Source organism: Thermovirga sp. (assembly GCF_017656375.1).
GTDB lineage: Bacteria > Synergistota > Synergistia > Synergistales > Thermovirgaceae > Thermovirga.
Genome location: NZ_JACDOB010000009.1, coordinates 1 through 17921, shown reverse-complemented (window position 1 = coordinate 17921; position 17921 = coordinate 1). Strand labels below are relative to the sequence as shown.

Annotated in this window: 18 protein-coding genes; 11 read left to right on the top strand and 7 right to left on the bottom strand. The window is 42.4% G+C overall.

The features are described from left to right. Positions 1–10 precede the first annotated feature (10 nt). Together pepF and H0Z23_RS04430 are read right to left on the bottom strand one after the other, a co-directional pair. Positions 11–1843 (bottom strand): oligoendopeptidase F, encoded by a 1833-nt coding sequence (gene pepF / locus H0Z23_RS04435; RefSeq protein WP_296867767.1) that lies wholly within the window; start codon positions 1841–1843, stop codon positions 11–13. A 32-nt stretch (positions 1844–1875) separates the two neighbouring features. Further along, on the bottom strand, positions 1876–2118 hold the full coding sequence (locus H0Z23_RS04430; RefSeq protein WP_296867766.1) for a hypothetical protein: 243 nt from the start codon (positions 2116–2118) through the stop codon (positions 1876–1878). Positions 2119–2259: 141 nt separating this feature from the next. Here H0Z23_RS04430 and H0Z23_RS04425 point away from each other — a divergent pair, with 141 nt between their 5' ends. The 10 genes from H0Z23_RS04425 (at position 2260) to H0Z23_RS04380 (ending at position 13307) form a co-directional block, all read left to right on the top strand. Beyond that, positions 2260–2847 (top strand): L,D-transpeptidase, encoded by a 588-nt coding sequence (locus H0Z23_RS04425; RefSeq protein WP_296867765.1) that lies wholly within the window; start codon positions 2260–2262, stop codon positions 2845–2847. Between the two features lie 36 nt (positions 2848–2883). Further along, a complete protein-coding gene (locus tag H0Z23_RS04420; RefSeq protein WP_296867764.1) occupies positions 2884–4062 on the top strand; it encodes an iron-containing alcohol dehydrogenase in 1179 nt (392 codons plus the stop codon). A gap of 38 nt (positions 4063–4100) precedes the next feature. Continuing rightward, positions 4101–6212 (top strand): acetate--CoA ligase family protein, encoded by a 2112-nt coding sequence (locus H0Z23_RS04415; RefSeq protein ID WP_296867763.1) that lies wholly within the window; start codon positions 4101–4103, stop codon positions 6210–6212. Continuing rightward, entirely contained in the window at positions 6206–6805 is a 600-nt protein-coding gene (plsY, locus tag H0Z23_RS04410) for a glycerol-3-phosphate 1-O-acyltransferase PlsY (RefSeq protein WP_296867762.1), read from the top strand. The genes H0Z23_RS04415 and plsY overlap by 7 nt, the downstream gene beginning before the upstream one ends. A gap of 72 nt (positions 6806–6877) precedes the next feature. Then, positions 6878–7357, top strand: a complete 480-nt coding sequence (locus H0Z23_RS04405; protein ID WP_296867761.1) for a CtsR family transcriptional regulator — start codon at positions 6878–6880, stop codon at positions 7355–7357. Between the two features lie 12 nt (positions 7358–7369). After that, positions 7370–7903 (top strand): UvrB/UvrC motif-containing protein, encoded by a 534-nt coding sequence (locus H0Z23_RS04400; protein WP_296867760.1) that lies wholly within the window; start codon positions 7370–7372, stop codon positions 7901–7903. Next, on the top strand, positions 7890–8975 hold the full coding sequence (locus H0Z23_RS04395; RefSeq protein WP_296867759.1) for a protein arginine kinase: 1086 nt from the start codon (positions 7890–7892) through the stop codon (positions 8973–8975). Before H0Z23_RS04400 ends, H0Z23_RS04395 begins: the two co-directional genes overlap by 14 nt. Before the next feature lie 30 nt (positions 8976–9005). Continuing rightward, complete coding sequence (locus H0Z23_RS04390) at positions 9006–11462, top strand: ATP-dependent Clp protease ATP-binding subunit (RefSeq protein WP_296867758.1); 2457 nt, start codon at positions 9006–9008, stop codon at positions 11460–11462. A gap of 84 nt (positions 11463–11546) precedes the next feature. Then, positions 11547–12380, top strand: coding sequence for an ATP-dependent Clp protease proteolytic subunit (locus H0Z23_RS04385; protein ID WP_296867757.1), 834 nt, complete (start codon positions 11547–11549; stop codon positions 12378–12380). Positions 12381–12419: 39 nt separating this feature from the next. After that, positions 12420–13307, top strand: coding sequence for a peptidylprolyl isomerase (locus H0Z23_RS04380; RefSeq protein WP_296867756.1), 888 nt, complete (start codon positions 12420–12422; stop codon positions 13305–13307). A 59-nt stretch (positions 13308–13366) separates the two neighbouring features. Here the strand turns inward: H0Z23_RS04380 and H0Z23_RS04375 are convergent, their stop codons facing one another. Continuing rightward, the gene (locus H0Z23_RS04375) at positions 13367–14212 is read right to left on the bottom strand and encodes a PhzF family phenazine biosynthesis protein (protein ID WP_296867755.1); all 846 of its coding nucleotides are present in this window, start codon (positions 14210–14212) and stop codon (positions 13367–13369) included. Between the two features lie 101 nt (positions 14213–14313). Here H0Z23_RS04375 and H0Z23_RS04370 point away from each other — a divergent pair, with 101 nt between their 5' ends. Beyond that, a complete protein-coding gene (locus H0Z23_RS04370) occupies positions 14314–14970 on the top strand; it encodes a class II aldolase/adducin family protein (RefSeq protein ID WP_296867754.1) in 657 nt (218 codons plus the stop codon). A 30-nt stretch (positions 14971–15000) separates the two neighbouring features. Here the strand turns inward: H0Z23_RS04370 and H0Z23_RS04365 are convergent, their stop codons facing one another. The 4 genes from H0Z23_RS04365 to H0Z23_RS04350 all read right to left on the bottom strand — a co-directional run bounded on the left by H0Z23_RS04365 (position 15001) and on the right by H0Z23_RS04350 (position 17700). Continuing rightward, the gene (locus tag H0Z23_RS04365) at positions 15001–16443 is read right to left on the bottom strand and encodes a sodium:solute symporter family protein (protein ID WP_296867753.1); all 1443 of its coding nucleotides are present in this window, start codon (positions 16441–16443) and stop codon (positions 15001–15003) included. Next, a complete protein-coding gene (locus H0Z23_RS04360) occupies positions 16443–16634 on the bottom strand; it encodes a hypothetical protein (protein ID WP_296867752.1) in 192 nt (63 codons plus the stop codon). Before H0Z23_RS04360 ends, H0Z23_RS04365 begins: the two co-directional genes overlap by 1 nt. Before the next feature lie 24 nt (positions 16635–16658). Then, on the bottom strand, positions 16659–17168 hold the full coding sequence (locus H0Z23_RS04355; protein ID WP_296867751.1) for a transcription repressor NadR: 510 nt from the start codon (positions 17166–17168) through the stop codon (positions 16659–16661). 121 nt (positions 17169–17289) lie between these two features. Then, on the bottom strand, positions 17290–17700 hold the full coding sequence (locus H0Z23_RS04350) for a hypothetical protein (protein WP_296867750.1): 411 nt from the start codon (positions 17698–17700) through the stop codon (positions 17290–17292). Positions 17701–17921: the final 221 nt, after the last annotated feature.

Sequence of the window (17921 nt, the reverse complement as noted above, 5' to 3'; positions counted from 1 at the left end):
TGTTGCATATTTAATCACTAAGAATTTGTTCGAGATTTTCGACTTTCTCGGAGAAGAAATTCATAGCTTCTTTTATTGGTTCGCCAGTAGACATGTCCACCCCTGCTTTTTTGAGTAGATTTATAGGATAGTCAGATTTACCGCTTTTTAGGAATTGAATATATGCTTTTTGTGCTGGCGCGCCTTCATTGGCGATGGCATTTGCGATACTCAAAGCAGCAGCGAAACCTGTGGCGTATTGATATACGTAGAAAGGAGAGTAAAAATGAGGAATTCTTGCCCACTCAAAGGCAAGGTTTGCGTCAAGAGCTATCTCGGGTCCGTAATACTTTCTGTTTAGGTCCATCCACAATGAGCAAAGTGTTTCATGTGACGGAGCTTCACCTTTTTGGGTCATCTGATGGACATTAAGCTCAAATTCAGCGAATAAGGTTTGTCTGAACACCGTTGTTCTTATTTGTTCGGTCATTACGTGCATGAAGTATTTCTTCTCTTCATTTGTTGAGGCTTTCCCGGTTAGGGCTATGTTGAGGAGTATTTCGTTTACTATGGACGCAACTTCAGCCACGAATATGCTGTGGCCGGAATAAATGTACGGTTGGGTGGCATTTGTATATGCTTGATGGATCGCGTGCCCCATCTCATGGGCAAGGGTAAATACATCTTTTAATTTCCCATTGTAATTTAGAAGAACGTAGGGGTGCCCTCCATAACATCCCCAACAGTATGCCCCACCTCGCTTGCCCTTGTTCTCATATACATCTATCCATCGGGAAGAAAACCCTTCCTCAACAAGTTTTAGATATTCTGTCCCTAGAGGTTTTAGAGCATCAAGCACAATTTCTTGGGCTTCTTCAAAGGGAATGTGTTCGTAGGGCTCACCGGCTATGTTCACGTACATGTCATACATGTGGATTTCGTCCAATTTTAAAGCCTTTTTCTTGAGGGACACATATTTATGTAAGGCCTCAAGGTTTTTGTTGATTTGGTTTATTAACTGGTTGTATACAGAAACGGGTATAGAGTTATTAAAAAGTGAAGCTTCCAATGTGGAGTTGAAATTTCTTGCTCTAGCGAAAAATAGTGAACTCCTTATAGCGCTACTGTAAGTTGCAGATAAGGTGTTTTTAAAGCTACCGTAAGTATCAAAAAGGGCATGGAAAGCGTTCTTCCTCAATGTTCTGTCTGTGGAGGTTAGGAATGTGCTGAAACGCTCTTCAGATAAAGGTATTGCTTCTCCCTTACCGTTGGTTATGTTGGGAAACTGGATATCAGCGTTGGTTAATGCAGAAAATATGTCTTCAGGCCCTTGAGCTATTTCGCCGGCCCCAGCTAGAAGATATTCTTCGGAGGTCTCTAGAGTATGGGCTTTCCTTCTGAGGATATCTTTGAGAAAAAATTCATATTTAGCCAGGCGCTCTTCTGTCTCGATGTATTCTGTTATCTTTTCTTCGCCTATTTGGAGGATTTCAGGTGTAATAAATGAACAAGCTTTTTGTGCTTGGATGAAAAGAGAAGTGGCCTTATGGGCGTTTGATTGAGCTTTAGCGTCTCTGGTGTCTTCGTGGCTTTTCATATGAGCATATACAAGTATCTTGTCGCTTTTTTGTCCTATTTCATCGGCCAGTTTTAGGCATTCTAGCAGCGTTTGAGGATTTTGGCCCAGTTTATCCTTGTAGTTTTCGATTTGAGCCAATAATCTTTCGACTTCAATGATGGCCTTATTCCAATCATCGATTGTCTCGAAAAGGTCTTGTAGTTTCCACTTGTAATGTTCTGGTATGTCCTTCCTTTCGGGTATAGGCTTCATGTGTGGATTTTTGCTGTTTTTCATTGTTTTCATGTTTTGCTTCCTCCTGATCTGTTTTATTTAATTCATCTCATGTAAAAATAGAAAAAGAACATTATGGCTATTGCAACGCCGACCATGATTGATTTTAATATGTGGTTTCTTCGTTCTGACGATTGAGGGGTTTTGGGATCATAGAATCCTTCGGGCCTGGTCCTTTTGGCCTTTTTGGGTTTCCCCCATATTCGTTCCCCATGCGAATATGCTAAAAAATAAGCCCCAACTCCCATAAATATGGCACCAATCAAAGCTTGAATTTCCTTGCTCAATGTTTTTACAGCTCCTCTCTTAAACGTTTACACAGAAAGTATATACAAATTTTCGAGAAGGCGGGAAATTAATGTAAAAGTTTGCTATTCTTTATAGGTGATAAAGGAATAATGGATGGTAATTTGAGGAGGTACCTGTTGATGAAAGATGTGCGATGCAGCTTTGTAGTTTCCCTATGCTTCTTGCTTGTCCTATTGGTTTGCTTAGCAGAAATGTTTTTTCCCCATACAAGCACGTGGGGCATTAGAGAAGCTCTTGCTTCCTCTTTTGATGCCTTGGAAGAGTCTCAGGTAAAAGAGATAGTATACACTTATGGTTTGAAGGGAAAAGAATGGATTTTGGTGAGAAAACAAGATTTTACTTTGACCCTCTATAGGGGGGGATCGGCTATTGCCTCTTATCCCGTGGCTATAGGAAAAAATGATGGTGATAAACAAAAATCTGGAGACATGAGGACACCAGAGGGCGTGTTTTCAGTGGTATCTGTAGAAAACTCGAGCTATTGGGTCCATGATTTTGGGGATGGTAGGGGACCTATCTCTGGAGCGTATGGGCCTTATTTTATAAGATTAAAGACTCCCTACAGAGGGATAGGGATTCACGGAACCCATGATCCAAACTCTATTGGCACAAAAGCTACAGAAGGATGTATTCGCCTGAAAAACGAGGATTTGTTAGTGTTGGTTAAAGAAGTGAAAAAGGGCATGATTGTAGTTATTCTGCCGTAGAGTACGTATGGTTCGGTGGAAAGGAGAAGGTGTATGATGAGTAAAAAAGATATAGTGTTTAACTATCCATCTAAGGTTGTTTTTGGGGAAGGTAAAGCAAAGGAGCTACCTCATCGCATATTGGAATTAGGTGCAAAAAGGCCAGCTTTAATAACCGGTCCCACTATGCCTAAAACCCAAGCTTTCAGCCAAATTAAGAGTCTTCTCGAGGCAGCGGGAATTGAGCCTTTTTTATTTAATGGAGTAGAGCCAGAGCCCCCCATAGAATTATTGCAGGAAGTTTCAGATTTGATTAAGAAAGAAAGATGTGACGCCCTTATAGGTCTAGGGGGAGGTAGTACTATGGATTTTACTAAAGTTTTGGGGGTTTTGGCCGAGCTAGGGGACGTTACATTGGATCAAATTGTAGGAATAAATAAAATTCCACGAAAGGGCCTGCCTGTAATTTTAATGCCCACAACCGCTGGAAGCGGTTCAGAAGTTTCCCCTGTGGCAATATTCACTTTCAAGGAAGAGAATGTTAAAAAAGGGATAGTAAGCCCTCATCTAGTATGTGATGTAGCTATAGTAGATCCTGTGCTTACTTGGGAATTACCTCGACATATTACTGCTAGTACAGGCATGGATGCTTTGGTACATGCTATAGAGTCCTTTATCTCCATAAATGCGAACCCACTGAGCAAGGAATTATCTTTATCCGCAACCAAAAAGATATATGGGTTTCTCAAAAGGGCAGTACACGATGGAAAAGACAGAGAGGCTCGATACAATGTTGCTTTAGGCAGCCTGTTGGCAGGGATGGCGTTTTCTATGGCGGGAACGGCTGCTGTTCATGCTTTAGCTTACCCATTAGGAGGAGAATTTCACATACCGCACGGTGTGGCCAACACAGTAATGTTGAGACATGTTCTAGAGTATAATATGCCAGGAAACGAGAAGCTGTATAGGGAAATGGCTGAGGCTATGACGGTGGTAGGAGGAAATGGCAATGTGTCTTGCCAATCCGACTCAGTAGAACCTTTCAGGGTAATAGATTTTGTCATAGAGCTTGCAGAGGCAATAGATGTTCCTACTCAGCTGCGAGATCTTGAGATTCCTAAGGACGCTATACCTAGGATGGCTGAGGCAGCCTTCAAGGAAAAAAGGTTGTTGGGGAATAATCCTAAGAGATTGTCCGTAGATGACATTCGCATTATTTATGAAAAGGCGTGGTAAAAGGCGTAGCGGAATAGGGATAACTGGAGGTAAGAGAAATGGGGAATAGTGGTGCTGATATCAGGAAACTTATAGAACCTAGCTCAGTAGCTATAGTAGGGGCATCTGCCAACAAAGAAAGCATATCCGGGCGTCCATTGAAGCTTCTTAAAAGGTATGGTTTTAAGGGTAGAATTTATCCAGTAAATCCAAAATATAAGGAGATAGACGGTCTGGCGTGTTATCCAGATGTGGCATCATTACCAGAAACTCCTGATGTGGTCTTGGTAGGAGTAAGGGCAGAATTGGTACCTGCGGTTCTAAAGCAGAGTGCCCAACGAGGTGTGCCTTTTGCCGTGATTTTTTCTTCTGGTTTTGCGGAAAGCGATAACCAGCAAGCCCAGGACGAACTAGTGAAGATGGCTAAAGCAGGAGGCACAAGAATACTGGGCCCTAATTGCCAAGGGCTTGTGAATTTTGTTTCATCTATACCCTTGAGTTTTTCAGCCTCGTTGGATTCCGATGCCAGACCTAAAGGGCATGTAGCATATGTTTCCCAGAGTGGAGCTTTTGGATTTGCTTCCTTTGCTATGGCGGCAGAAAACGGGGTGGGATTCCGCTACGTTGTGACTACAGGAAACCAGGCGGATTTAGATGTAATTGATTTTGGCATGGCCTTTACAGATGACCCTGAGGTCAGACTTTTGGTCCTTTATTTAGAAGGTATAAGAGATGGAAATCGTTTTATAGATTTGCTTTCAAAGGCCAAAAGGAGAGATTTGCCTGTTGCGGTGCTTAAAGTAGGCAAAAGCCCTACGGGGCAGGAAGCGGTGAAAAGTCACACTGCAGCTCTTGCAGGAGACGAGGTTGTCTGGAAGACCATATTTAAACAATACGGTGCCATAGAAATAGAAGATGCCCAGGATATAGTTGACTTAGGCAAGATATTTGGTTCACCCAAACGCCCCAAGGGTAAAAGGCTTGGGATTTTAACTACCTCTGGGGGTGGGGGGATAATCATGGCTGACAGGGCCTATGATGTAGGGTTAAAGGTGCCCAGACTCCCTGATGACGCAAGAAAGAAGGTAGAAGAACATATTCCTCCCTTCGGTTCTTCAAGAAATCCTGTGGATCTTACTGCCCAAGTGATAAACCAACCTGAAGGGTTTTCTGCCTGTGTAGATGCTGTAATGAACAGCCCTAATATAGATATGGTCTCTGTGGTTGTTTCAATGATAACAGGAGAGTCGGGGCAGAAAGTAGCCCATGATATAAAAAGCATTTTTGATAAGAGCCCTAAACCTATGGCATGTTGTTGGTTAATCAACAGGGAACAAGGAGGAAAATTTTTGGATTATTTACGAAAGGAAGGAGTCCCCTTGTTCCAAAGCCCACGCAGATGTGCATGGGCATTATCCAAACTTTACGAAAGCTCCCAAAGGTTTGATGGGCAGGAAGAAGAAGTGAAGTTCATGAAACGGGAAAGCATACTGAAAGACTACCCTCTCAAATTGACGGAGTACGAAGCAAAACGAATATTAGGTGCCTATGGTGTGCCTGTTACAAGGGAAAGGCTGTGTGAGACGCTGAACGATGCTTTGGAAGCGGCCGAAGAGATAGGATACCCTGTGGCGCTCAAGGTTATGTCTACAGAGATACTTCACAAGACAGAAGCAGGGGTTGTGGCATTGAACCTGAGATCTCAGGAAGAATTGAGAAATGCTTATGGGCGTCTTATGGAGAGAGCAGCCAAAGAAGTACCAAAGGATAAGATACAAGGAGTTCTAATCCAAGAAATGGTGCCAAATGGCTTGGAATTTATGATAGGCGTAAAAAGAGACGAGCTTTTTGGGCCCATTGTAGCGGTAGGTTTGGGAGGCATATATGTTGAGGTATTGAAAGACGTATCTTTGAGAAGAGCTCCTATATCTAAAGGGGAAGCCAATAGGATGATTCAGGAGTTGAAGGGATATCCTTTATTGGTGGGAGCTAGAGGTAAAAGTAAGAAGGATGTGGATGCTCTTGCAGAAGCAATAGAAAAGATTTCTGTTCTTGCTTGCATTGAAGATGATCTAGAAGAGTTGGATGTAAACCCCATGTTTGTTTTTGACGAGGGGGAGGGGGTAAAGGCTGTCGATTCAATGATAATCAGGAGGGGAACCCCATGTTAGAAGGTTTTCTAGGGGCCATGATGGGATATTTGTTGGGATCTATCCCAGTGGGGTATCTGTTGGTTTTGTGGAAGAAAAAGATAGATATAAGAACTGTAGGTTCCGGTAATATAGGCGCTACTAACGTAACAAGAGTTTTAGGAAAACCCTGGGGAATAGCAGTGGCGATATTTGATATGGCCAAAGGAGGGGTGCTGGTCCTTTTGTGTAAGTTTTTCTTTGGGGTGGATCCGTTAACCTTAGCTGTTATTGGGATTGCATCGATTTTAGGCCATGATTTTCCTGTGTGGCTTCATTTCAGGGGAGGCAAGGGGGTATCCACAACATATGGAGTGATTTTTGCCCTTTGCCCTTTGGCAGCTTTGGTATCCGGGGCTGTGTGGTACGGTACTATGAGAGTAACCAAATACGTATCTTTAGCCTCTATAATATCAGTTTGCCTAGCTCCTATGTTCATGAAATTGATGGGAGCAAATCAATACTATGTTTATGCCGGAATTATCATGGCTATATTGGTCATAATAAGACACCATAAAAATATAGAAAATTTAATGAAAGGCAAGGAGCTAAAAGTCAAAGGAAGGGGCCAATAATTTAGTTTGACTTATGTTGACCATTTCTATATAATTTAGATGTCAAAATAAGTCAAAAAAGGGGGGTAAACTTTGGCAAGTCTCACTAAACTTATAGAAAGATACATAAACAAACTTTTGGAGGAACAGGAAAGTGAATCCATATTTTTAAGTAGAAAAGAGCTTGCCGAGAAATTTGGGTGTGTTCCTAGCCAAATAAATTACGTTATAAGAAGCAGGTTTACTCCTGAAAGAGGATATATTGTGGAAAGCCAAAGAGGAGGCCATGGCTACATAAGAATAATAAGGCTGTGTCTTTCTTTGCCGGAAGAAAAAGCAAATCACGTGGAGGAATTAGTAGGAGATCTAATTAGTGAACAGGAAGCAAAGAAACTTTTAGCGAACTTGCAGCATAGGAATTTTATCTCTCAGAGGGAGCGCCTGATTATAGAGATGGCCTTACGTTTTCAGGAAGAAATGGCACGAGATATTTTTGACCTTTCCCCATATAAGAGGGAGGCAATGCATGCTGAGTTGCTAAAAAGGATGTTAAAGGGGCTAGCCTATCAATAGAGGGGTTTTGATATGAAGTGTGAAAGGTGTAACGAAAATGAGGCTACCTTACATATTAAACATATGCAGGATGGTGTCATCACAGAATACCATCTATGCCAGAAATGTGCGCAAGCCTTGAGTAAAGAAGGCATAATACCTGACATTGGCTTGAACTTTAAGGTTGGTTCTTTGTTAGGAAAGATCCTTTTGCCAATGGGGCCTGAACATACTATAAGAAAATCCAGCACGGCAGAAGATGAGACGGTAGTTTGTGGAAAATGCGGGCTGGATTTGGCGACCTTCAGAAAAGAGGGGAAATTTGGATGTGCTGAGTGTTATAAGGCTTTTGAAAAATATATAGGATCAATATTGAGAAATATTCATGGTTGTGAAGTTCATAGGGGCTCAAGGCCTGGAGCTACGTCTAGACAGGAATTGAGTGAGGATCTTAAGTTGCTTAAGGATCAATTGAGAATGGCTGTAGAAAGAGAAGAATATGAAAGGGCGGCAGAGTTGCGTGATCGTATAAGGATGTTGGAGGAACGTGACTATGCAAGCTCTTGAACTTGCTTCCATGCCCCTTGAGTGGGTTTTTGGGCGAGGCGATGAAAGTTTCATAGTTTTGTCGAGTAGGATAAGGCTAGCAAGAAACCTCGCAAAGTTTCCCTTTCCTTGGAAGTGTGATAAAGATTCTTTAGTTGAGATAGAAAACCTTATATTAGATAAGGTTTCGACGTCTTATATGTTGAGGAATAGTCGTGCTTTAAAGTTAGAGCAAATGGATAAAATATCAAGAATGGTCTTGGTGGAGAATCATCTGATAAGCCCCAATTTTGCCCAGGGGGAAGATGTTGGTAGAGCTGTTGTGTTCGACGATAGAGGGATTGTTTCCTTGATGTTGAATGAAGAGGACCACTTGAGAATACAAGTGTTTTTGGGCGGACTTCAGCTCCATGATGCGTGGCATGTGGCTAAGAAAGTGGATAGTGAGTTGGAGAGCCTAGATTATGCTTTCAATTGCGAGCGAGGATATCTTTCCACATGTCCTACAAATACTGGAACAGGGCTAAGGGCTTCTGTTATGTTGCATATTCCTGGAATAGTGGCTTTGGGCCATATGGGGCAGATTGTAAGAGAGTGTAACAGAGTGGGTTTAACCGTGAGAGGTATGTATGGAGAGGGTACTCCTCCGGGAGGAAGCTTATTTCAAATATCCAATCAGATAACTTTGGGGCTTGCTGAGGAAGAGTTGGTTGAGAAGGTTAATAGCATAGCCCTTGGGGTAGTGGAGCAAGAACACTTTGCTCGGGAGCGGCTCATTAAGCAAAAAGGCATTGATTTTGCTGATAAAGTGTGGCGAAGTTTGGGGATAGTAAGTTGTGCCAGGAAGCTATCTATGAAAGAAGCAATGGAATTGCTCTCAAAAGTAAGAATGGGAACCGAAATGAAGATTTTGCCTGAAATATCTTCAGGGGAATTGAATCGCCTGATTCTTGATGCTCAGGCGGGGCATGTTATGGCCCTATCAGGATCAGGAGAGGGTAAAGGCAATAGAAGGAATGACATAAGGTACGTGGAGGCCAAGAGAGCAGAGATATTAAGAGACAGGTTGTTTAAGTTTTTACAACACAATTAAAACACGAAAAGATGTCAAGGAGGTAGCAATATGTGGCAGTTTTTTACTGAGAGAGGGAAAAAAGTTATACAGTTAGCTCATAAAGAAGCTCTTAAGATGGGGCACGATGTTATAGGTACGGAGCATATATTATTAGGGCTTTTGGCCGAAGGTGAAGGTATTGGCGCAAGGGTTTTAATATCCTTTGGTGTAGACCTTGATGATGTTAGAACTAGAATAGAGCAGATAGTTGGTAGAGGCGAACCTAAGGCCAAGCCAATAGACCTGCCACTCAGCCCGAGGGCCAAGAGAGTGCTTGACCTTGCTATGAGGGAAGCAAGAAATATGGGGGTTAATTATGTAGGGACAGAGCATATGCTCTTAGGCCTTATTTCTGAGGGGGAAGGGATAGCTTCTCAGATTTTGCAGTCTTTAGGGTTAGATCTTCAGAAGGTTAGAGCAGAGGTAAAAACCGTCTTATCCAATGTGGAACAAGGAGAAGATGGAGAATACAGAGAAGCTGGTGAGTTGCAGCAGAAGGGTTCTAGCCGCTCTAAAACGCCCACTCTTGATCAGCTGGGAATAGACCTTACAGAGATGGCTCAGAGGGGGGAACTTGACCCAGTTGTGGGCAGGGCTAAGGAAATCCAGAGGTTAATACAGATTCTTTCTAGGCGTAAAAAGAATAACCCCGTTCTCATTGGAGACCCAGGGGTTGGTAAAACGGCCATAGTGGAAGGATTGGCCCAAAAGGTTGTATCTGGCGATGTTCCGGAGGTGCTTAAAGGAAAGCGAGTAGTGCAGTTGAACGTGGGCAACCTTGTAGCTGGTACTAAATACAGGGGAGAATTTGAGGAGAGAATGAGAAAGCTTGTCAAGGAGCTTAGAGAAAGCCGAGATGTGGTTCTCTTTATAGATGAGATACATACCATTGTTGGTGCTGGAGGCGCTGAAGGAGCAGTAGATGCTGCCAATATTTTAAAACCTAGCCTCGCGAGAGGAGAATTTCAGGTTATAGGGGCTACAACTCTTGAGGAATATCGTAAACATATCGAAAAGGATCCTGCTTTAGAAAGAAGATTCCAGCCTGTTCAAGTTGATGAACCTTCAGTCGAGGATTCAATAAAGATACTAGAGGGACTTAGAGACAGATATGAAGCTCATCATAGAGCAAAGATAACTGATGAGGCTTTGGTAGCTGCGGCAAAGCTCTCTGAGAGGTACATAACAGAGCGCTTTTTGCCAGATAAGGCTATAGATTTAATTGATGAGGCAGCAGCTCGTGCCAGATTGAATACCATGGAACTCCCAGAGGACATAAGACAGTTGGAGAAAGAGCTTGAAGGCCTACGGAAAGAAAAAGAAGCAGCTGTAGCTTCCCAAGAGTTTGAGAAAGCCGCACATATTCGCGACAGGGAAAGGCAGCTTTCTAAAGTAATAGAAGCAAAAAGGCAGGAGTGGCAAGTTAGAAGGAATAATGAGGAGCCAGTGGTAGATGAGGAACAAATTGCTCAAATAGTCTCGGAGTGGACAGGAATTCCAGTTAAGCAGCTTACGGAAGAGGAGTCTACTCGTCTGCTGAGAATGGAAGAAGAAATACACAAGAGAATGGTGAATCAGTGTGAGGCGGTTAACGCTGTTGCTAGGGCAATTCGTAGGGCCAGAAGCGGGCTTAAGGATCCTAAGCGCCCTATAGGCAGTTTCCTTTTCCTTGGTCCAACAGGTGTAGGCAAAACCGAACTTGCTCGATCCGTAGCCGAATTTTTGTTCGGCAGCGATGACGCTATGGTTCGCTTTGACATGAGTGAGTACATGGAACGGCACGAAGTGGCTAAGTTGATCGGTGCTCCTCCTGGATATGTAGGGTATGAAGAAGGAGGAAAACTTACGGAGGCTATAAGGAGAAGGCCTTATTCGGTTGTCTTGTTTGATGAAATAGAAAAAGCTCATCCGGATGTTTTTAATGTTCTCCTTCAGATATTGGAGGATGGCAGACTTACCGATGGCCAGGGGCATACAGTGGATTTCAGAAACTGCGTTATAGTGATGACCAGCAATGTAGGAGCTCAAGATCTCATGAGGGGTCGTTCTCTTGGGTTTAGCGCTTCTGAGGAGCAGACTTTCGATATAAGCAAGATGAAAAGCTCCATTATGGAAGCTTTACGTAAGACATTCCGTCCCGAATTTCTGAACAGGGTGGACGATATTATAATATTTAAGCCCTTAGGGCGGGAAGAGCTGTTGCAAATATTGGACATAATGTTGAAGGAAGTCTCCAGCAGGCTAAAGGAACAAGGAATAGAGGTCGTAATTCCACAGGAAACTAAGGAGTTTCTTTTGGAACAAGGATATGATCCCAAGTATGGTGCAAGGCCCTTGAGGCGGACTCTACAGCGTATGGTTGAAGACACGTTGGCTGATATGCTGTTAGAAGGGAAAATTGCAAAGGGGACGAAAATAGAGATATCAGTAGTAGATGGAGAGCTTGAGTTTAAAAGCTCAAATTAGTAATGTTTTTTGGAGTTAGTTTTGGTATACTCATTTGATAAAGAGTAAAAATTTAATAGGTGTCTTTAGAAAGAAGGTGGAAATATGTATGGTATGGATTTTTTCTGGATATTTATGTTGTTCTTTTTTGTATTTCCCATGATAAAGCAATGGAACCTTGAGAGAATGAGGGTGGCAGCTCTAAGAACTCTTGAGAAGAAAAGGGGAAGCCGTGTAATAACCTTGATACATAGACAGGAAAGTGTTGGGTTTTTGGGTATGTTTGCCAGGAATTTTATCAACATAGAGGATTCAGAGGAGATATTGAGGGCGATAAGAATGACATCGGAGGATACTCCTATAGATCTTATAATACATACACCTGGCGGTTTGCTGCTAGCGGCTGAGCAGATTGCTGCGGCACTTAACAAACATCCAGCTAAGGTAACAGTTTTTGTCCCCCATTATGCTATGTCGGGTGGAACCCTAATAGCCCTTGCTGCTGACGAGATAGTGATGGATAAACATGCTGTTTTAGGGCCAGTAGATCCACAGATAGGCCAATTCCCTGCTGCATCTATAATTAAGGCAGTAGAGGAAAAACCAGTAGCAGAAGTTGATGATCAAACTCTCATCTTGGCTGATGTCTCCCGCAAAGCGATGGTCCAGACAAAAAAGTTTGTAAAAGACCTGCTTGTGGATAATATCTCGGAAGAAGAGGCAGAGCGAATTGCTACAATTCTAACTAAAGGTACGTGGACTCATGATTATCCAATAAGCAGTGAAGAGGCGGCGGAAATAGGGTTATTTGTGAATACTGATATGCCTGATGAAATAAGGAATGTCATGCATCTTTATCCGCAATCAGGACAAAGGCGCCCTTCAGTTCATTATGTGCCGGCTCCTTACTTTGGAGCACCCTCTAACAAAAAAGAATAAAGATAGGTCAATCTTTGTACGAAGGCTAGGAGGATGATGATGTTAAGTAATTTAGTTGGAAGTCGGAAATTGGTAGGTTTTTTATTGGCGGTTATGGTCTTAGCGGTGTTTGCAGGTTTTGCCACAGCTAAAGAGGATGAGCAGGTCATTTCAGTTGCTGGGGAGACAGTAGGTGAGGATGAATTAGTCCTATTATTGGTAAAGCAAGCAGGTGCCCAAAAGAATTTTGCGCCTTTTGTGTTGGCGCAAACGACTATGTCTCAGAGACAGGACTTTGCGGATAAGGTAGTTGCAGCACTGTTGCTTTCTCAAGCTGCACAAATGGAAGGATTGCAGTTGGATCCTGATACAGCATTGTCGCTGAGGTGGAATGCGATAAACGTCCTTGCGCAGTCATACATAAACAAAATTTCCAAGGGCTGGAGTTTCAAAGAAGAGGATTTGAAAAAATATTACGACAGCAACAGGGATAAATACGTGAAACCCGAAGCTGTACACGTCAGACACATATTGGTTGATTCCAAAGAAAAGGCAAATAGAGTGCTGTTGGAGCTTTTGGCAAAAGAAAAAAATTTTGGTGAGGCTGCTAGGGAGTATAGTAAAGATATAGGTAGCGCCAATAAGGGTGGAGACTTAGGTTGGATTCAAAAAGGACAAACTGTTAAGGAGTTTGATGATTTAATTTTTAGCCTCAAAGACAAGAAATTAGGTGGGCCTATCCAGACCCAGTATGGCTGGCATATAGTGGAAGTTCTGGAAAGGTCTCCAAGTAGGCAATTATCTTTTGAGGAGGCACTCCCAAAGATAAGAGAAGATATACAGCAGTGGTATTTAGATAAAGAGATCGAAAGGTTAAAGGAGAAGTTCCAAGTATCAGTAGATGAGTCTAAGCTCTCTACTTTAGGAGGTTTCCCTGCCGTACAATAAGAGGGATAATGAAGGTCGGTATGGCGGAAAAGTTGTGCTTAATTCCGCCATACCGTTTTCTACAAGAAAAGTTTCCCTTTTATAACTATCTTTCCCCCTCCAGTGATTTCAACCCGATCGTTTTCTTTTATTTTCAGTTTTAATTCTCCCCCCCTGCGAGATGCTTGAAAGGCATGAAAAGTTTCTTTATTTAATATTTGTTCCCAATATGGAGCTAATACAGTGTGAGCTGATCCGGTGACAGGGTCTTCGTTTAAGCCTTCCCAGGGCCCAAAATATCGGGAGATGAAATCGTAATCCCTAGCTTGTGCGGTCACTATGACTCCCTGAAAGTTTAGTCCGCTTTTATCAGCTTTAAGCATTAGGGGGAAATTGGGTTTTAAGGTTCTTACAGTTTCTTCGTCTGCAAGGTGTAACAAAAGCATTTCAGCACCCTCGGATATGGCACATTTCAAACAGTCCTTTATGTTCAAAGAAGTTAAGATATCTTTAGGCGGGTCCACCTCTTTGGGAGGATTAAGAGGAAAATCCAATGTTATCTGCCCTTTTTCGAATCGGGCTAGTAACTTTCCACTTTTGCTCTCAAAGATTATGGTTTTATCAGGGACTCCAATCTCTGAAAAAAGCACTAACGAAGACGCTAAAGTAGCGTGCCCACAGAGAGGGACCTCGACCTCTGGCGTGAACCAACGGATTGCAAAATGGCTAGTTTCACCAAAAATAGCTTTTACAGGCACGACAAATGCGGTTTCTGAGAGGTTCATTTCGGCTGCTATTTCTCGCATCAGGTTATCTCCTGGAAATTCTTCAAGTAAACATACAGCAGCTGGGTTTCCTCCAAAGGCCCTAGTAGTAAAAGCGTCTACCTGGTAAATGGGTATGTACGGGAGTTTCTGTTGAATCATATGCATCACCCCTTTGTGATTTTTATAAAGTATACCATTTTTAGTTTTTCAGTGTATGCCAAAAGCGTGTTAATATACATCTTGAGGTGGTGAATACTTAAATGATATATCAGTTTGAACGAGAAGCTGTGGCTTTCTACGGCAGGAAGATGTTCGAATTAGGGTTAATCAAGGGAACAGGTGGCAACTTAAGTTTATTAACGGGAGATGGGCAAAATATAGCTATCACTCCAAGTGCTGTGCCTTACAATGAAATAGAAGCCGGTGACGTAGTGATAATTTCAAAAAAAGGGGCTCTTATTGATGGGGCACGTAAAGCCTCAACAGAGCTTAGCTTACACCTTGCATTATACGAGTCGAGACCTGACATAAAGGCAGTGGTACATACTCATTCATTGTACTGTTCTATATTAGCTTGCCTGGGTTGGGAAATACCCCCAATTCATTACTATATAGCTTTTTGCGGAGATAAAGTTCCTGTGGCCCCTTACGCCACTTTTGGGACGAAAGAATTGGCTCGCAAAACCGTCTCAACTATAGGTACTAACAAGGCGGTTTTGCTGGCAAATCATGGCATGGTAGCAGTGGGCAGTTCTATAAAAAATGCTTTGATGGTGGCTGAAGTAGTCGAATTTTTGGCTGAAATCTATTACAAGGCAAGATGTGCCGGAAATCCTATGCAGCTAGAATTGGAAGAGATTGAAAGGCTTCGTAAGGCTTTTGGAGATTATTGTGGAGGTCAGCGTTCTGAAAAATAGTGCTGACCTCCGCTTTTTAAAAAATTTTCTTTAAAAGTTCTTCAATTCTTTTTTTAGGCGATCCATGAAGATGTCTGTACTGGGGGGAGGAGTTGTAAAGAGGCTCAGGGCTACAAAAACCAAGAAAGAGACCGCAATCCCCCACACGGGAGGCCAAATCCCCAAAGGTTTTGCACCGGTTATATACATGGCACCTACGGAAATTCCCCCGATTACAATGCTCCAAAATGCTCCTTCTGCGGTAGCTTTTTTCCAGAAAAAGGTTCCCCAGATTGATGGGAGTTGCATGAGTAGGCCGCCAGAAGCCATAGAGGACAGTATTGCTATCATACTGAACTTGTATTGGGCGAATACCAGGCAGATTCCAGTTATTACAGGAATTAATGTTTTGCTTAGGATAAGTTCCTTTTGTTCAGAAAGATGAGGGTTTAAGGCCTTTAAAATATCTCTGCCGAACATGGAACTAAGAGTTAATATTATAGAGTTCATTGTGGAGACTGCAGCAGCTATTATGCTAAGCGTTACAATTAATGCCAGAGGGTGTGGAACCATGGATAAAAGGCGTGGCATGGCTTTGTCTGCTGCAGGTATGCCTGGTAGCAATTTAGATGCGGAGATGCCGAAGAACACACATAAAAGAGTGTAGACGAACCCGAAAAAAGAGAAGCCCAATATCATGTTCCTTATGCTAGTGACATTTTTAGGTATATAAAGCCTTTGTACCACTTGTGGGTTGGTAACGGCGAAGAAAAACCATGGCAATGTTAAGCCCAAGAACATGTGGAAAGGCCAAGAAACTTTCATGTTATTGGGGTTTATGGTTGTTATGCTTTCTCCAGCCTCCGGCAATAGGGTAAAAGCTATAAAGAAAGCTAACATAATGCTTGCAATGAGCATAATGCTTGCTTGAAGGGCATCAGTTAAAGCTACTGATCGAATGCCTGCCCACCAGGAAAATACGAAGGACATAAGTGCTATTATTACTGTAGCGGTAGTAAAGGATATGGCCCCTTCGGATAATGTCTCAAGGAGGTATCCTGCTCCCATAAGCTGGACAGAGGCATAGGGGATAAGCATCACTAGGCAGAGTATCGCTGCAGCTACTCCTACCTTAGGTTTTTCGTATCGAACAGAAAGCATTTCTGATGGCGTTACTACGTTAAAGGCTTTACCTGCAGACCAATACCTAGGGGCAAATAGCATGAGCAGAAAAACAGTACCTATGAGGTAGGATAATTCAAATCCAAGGCTTGTTATACCGGTTTTATAGGTTATTCCTACGAGGCCCACCATCATGAAAGCACTGTATGTTGTGGCACTATATGTCATTGAAGAGAGAAAACCGCCTATACCCCTATTTCCTAGAAAATATTCAGCCATACTCAAGGCATTTTTTCTCTTTGCCTTCCACGACAAGAAGGCTCCTAAACCAAACCACACTAAAATTGAACATATGAGGATTGATGCGCTCATTAAAGGCCCCTCCTCGTTTCGTTCTTATTCCAGCTTTTCGTGAAGAAATATCCTAATGCCAGGGTTAAGAGGGTCAATCCAACCCAAAATACAAAGGCACCAGTCTCCTTAGCTATGGTATACGGTACTGTAAAATCAAGAGCCACTATTACTATTGCTGCTAAGATTAAATATTTCTCTTTTCTTCCCAATTCAATTCGCTCCTTTCAGTACTTTTACAAAACCAGAAAACCCTTGTCTTTAAGGGCCTTTTCAATCTTGTCCAAACATTCTTCAGAGTCTGCCTCAATAGTGTGAAGGTGAAATCCCTGAGAAAGGGAGAGTAGAGGGTTTTGCCCGCTGCTTTGCATCAATGTTACAAATTTCATGACTTCATCTCTTGTTGTTACGTTTATGTTGCCCCTTATTTCCCCATATATGGGATGCTCAACTATCACATCTATTACTCTTCCGCCTAGAGCAACTATGGCCATAAGCTCTGAGGTTATATCTTCAGGACCGTGTTTTACCGCTATGATTCTTTTAAATACCTTGGAATTTTTGGGCAAAACGTAACCTTGTGGTGTGGAGAGTATCTGAAGCCCCCTGTTTCTTAGTTTTGCAACGTCTTGCACTATTGCTTGTCTACTCACCCTGAAAATGGTGGAAAGATGCTCGCCGCTTAAGGGACTATCTGCTTCTTCAAGGAGAGTCTGAAGTTTTTTAAGTCGTTCCTCTCGTGCCATACTTAGTATCACCTCCATATCTGCTACTAGCAGATAGTAGCATAAAAATGCATTTTGTAAAGTTTGCTTGTTAGGAAAGAAAAATTTCTTGTTTGAAACGGGGAAGGTTACAGGATTGGCTTTATTCGGGGTTTTTCAAGAATACTTCCAGGGATTTGATGCGCAGTTCGGTCAAAGTCATATGTTCTATTTTGTTAAAGGTGTTTTGTATTTCCTTTTTGTAACGGACAGCCACACCTGGGTTGTTTTCCAGTAGGTGCTTTCCCTTTTTGCCCGGTACGATCCTGTATCCATGAGGTGTTTCTATGAAATTCAGTAGTCCTTCATATTTCATTTTTTCTAAAAAGATTTGTAGCTGGGGACTGACGGGCCTTCCTCTCTCTAGCTTGAAAGGAAAGCCAAGAGGTACACCTTCTTCTTTTTGGAGGAAGAAAATCGCTTTTCTCAAACGGGCATAGCCCCACAATTGAGGGTTCTCACTTTTGAGGCTCGTTAGAGCCAATATTATTACGTTTCTTTCTGTATCAGTCACTGAACAACGACCCCCAGAGGTTTATGTAAAAATATATTACTACATTACGAATTCTTAAGTAACCCCAAAAGTTGCACAGAAATTGACAAAAGCTATAATGTTGGAATATATTGGCGAGGAGTTAAAATGCATACAAATGTACAATTGGCTTAGCTGAAGAAATTTGTTTGGAGGTGGAGGAGTATGGCGGTCGAGATTCGCTCATGGAAGGAAGTGCCCTT

What these genes read in the sequence shown, in the direction of transcription:
- pepF (WP_296867767.1), bottom strand. Translation starts at nt 1,843, where the DNA reads ATGAAAACAATGAAAAACAGCAAAAATCCACACATGAAGCCTATACCC.
- H0Z23_RS04425 (WP_296867765.1), top strand. Translation starts at nt 2,260, where the DNA reads ATGAAAGATGTGCGATGCAGCTTTGTAGTTTCCCTATGCTTCTTGCTT.
- H0Z23_RS04420 (WP_296867764.1), top strand. Translation starts at nt 2,884, where the DNA reads ATGAGTAAAAAAGATATAGTGTTTAACTATCCATCTAAGGTTGTTTTT.
- H0Z23_RS04415 (WP_296867763.1), top strand. Translation starts at nt 4,101, where the DNA reads ATGGGGAATAGTGGTGCTGATATCAGGAAACTTATAGAACCTAGCTCA.
- plsY (WP_296867762.1), top strand. Translation starts at nt 6,206, where the DNA reads ATGTTAGAAGGTTTTCTAGGGGCCATGATGGGATATTTGTTGGGATCT.
- H0Z23_RS04400 (WP_296867760.1), top strand. Translation starts at nt 7,370, where the DNA reads ATGAAGTGTGAAAGGTGTAACGAAAATGAGGCTACCTTACATATTAAA.
- H0Z23_RS04395 (WP_296867759.1), top strand. Translation starts at nt 7,890, where the DNA reads ATGCAAGCTCTTGAACTTGCTTCCATGCCCCTTGAGTGGGTTTTTGGG.
- H0Z23_RS04390 (WP_296867758.1), top strand. Translation starts at nt 9,006, where the DNA reads ATGTGGCAGTTTTTTACTGAGAGAGGGAAAAAAGTTATACAGTTAGCT.
- H0Z23_RS04385 (WP_296867757.1), top strand. Translation starts at nt 11,547, where the DNA reads ATGTATGGTATGGATTTTTTCTGGATATTTATGTTGTTCTTTTTTGTA.
- H0Z23_RS04380 (WP_296867756.1), top strand. Translation starts at nt 12,420, where the DNA reads ATGTTAAGTAATTTAGTTGGAAGTCGGAAATTGGTAGGTTTTTTATTG.
- H0Z23_RS04375 (WP_296867755.1), bottom strand. Translation starts at nt 14,212, where the DNA reads ATGATTCAACAGAAACTCCCGTACATACCCATTTACCAGGTAGACGCT.
- H0Z23_RS04370 (WP_296867754.1), top strand. Translation starts at nt 14,314, where the DNA reads ATGATATATCAGTTTGAACGAGAAGCTGTGGCTTTCTACGGCAGGAAG.
- H0Z23_RS04365 (WP_296867753.1), bottom strand. Translation starts at nt 16,443, where the DNA reads ATGAGCGCATCAATCCTCATATGTTCAATTTTAGTGTGGTTTGGTTTA.
- H0Z23_RS04355 (WP_296867751.1), bottom strand. Translation starts at nt 17,168, where the DNA reads ATGGCACGAGAGGAACGACTTAAAAAACTTCAGACTCTCCTTGAAGAA.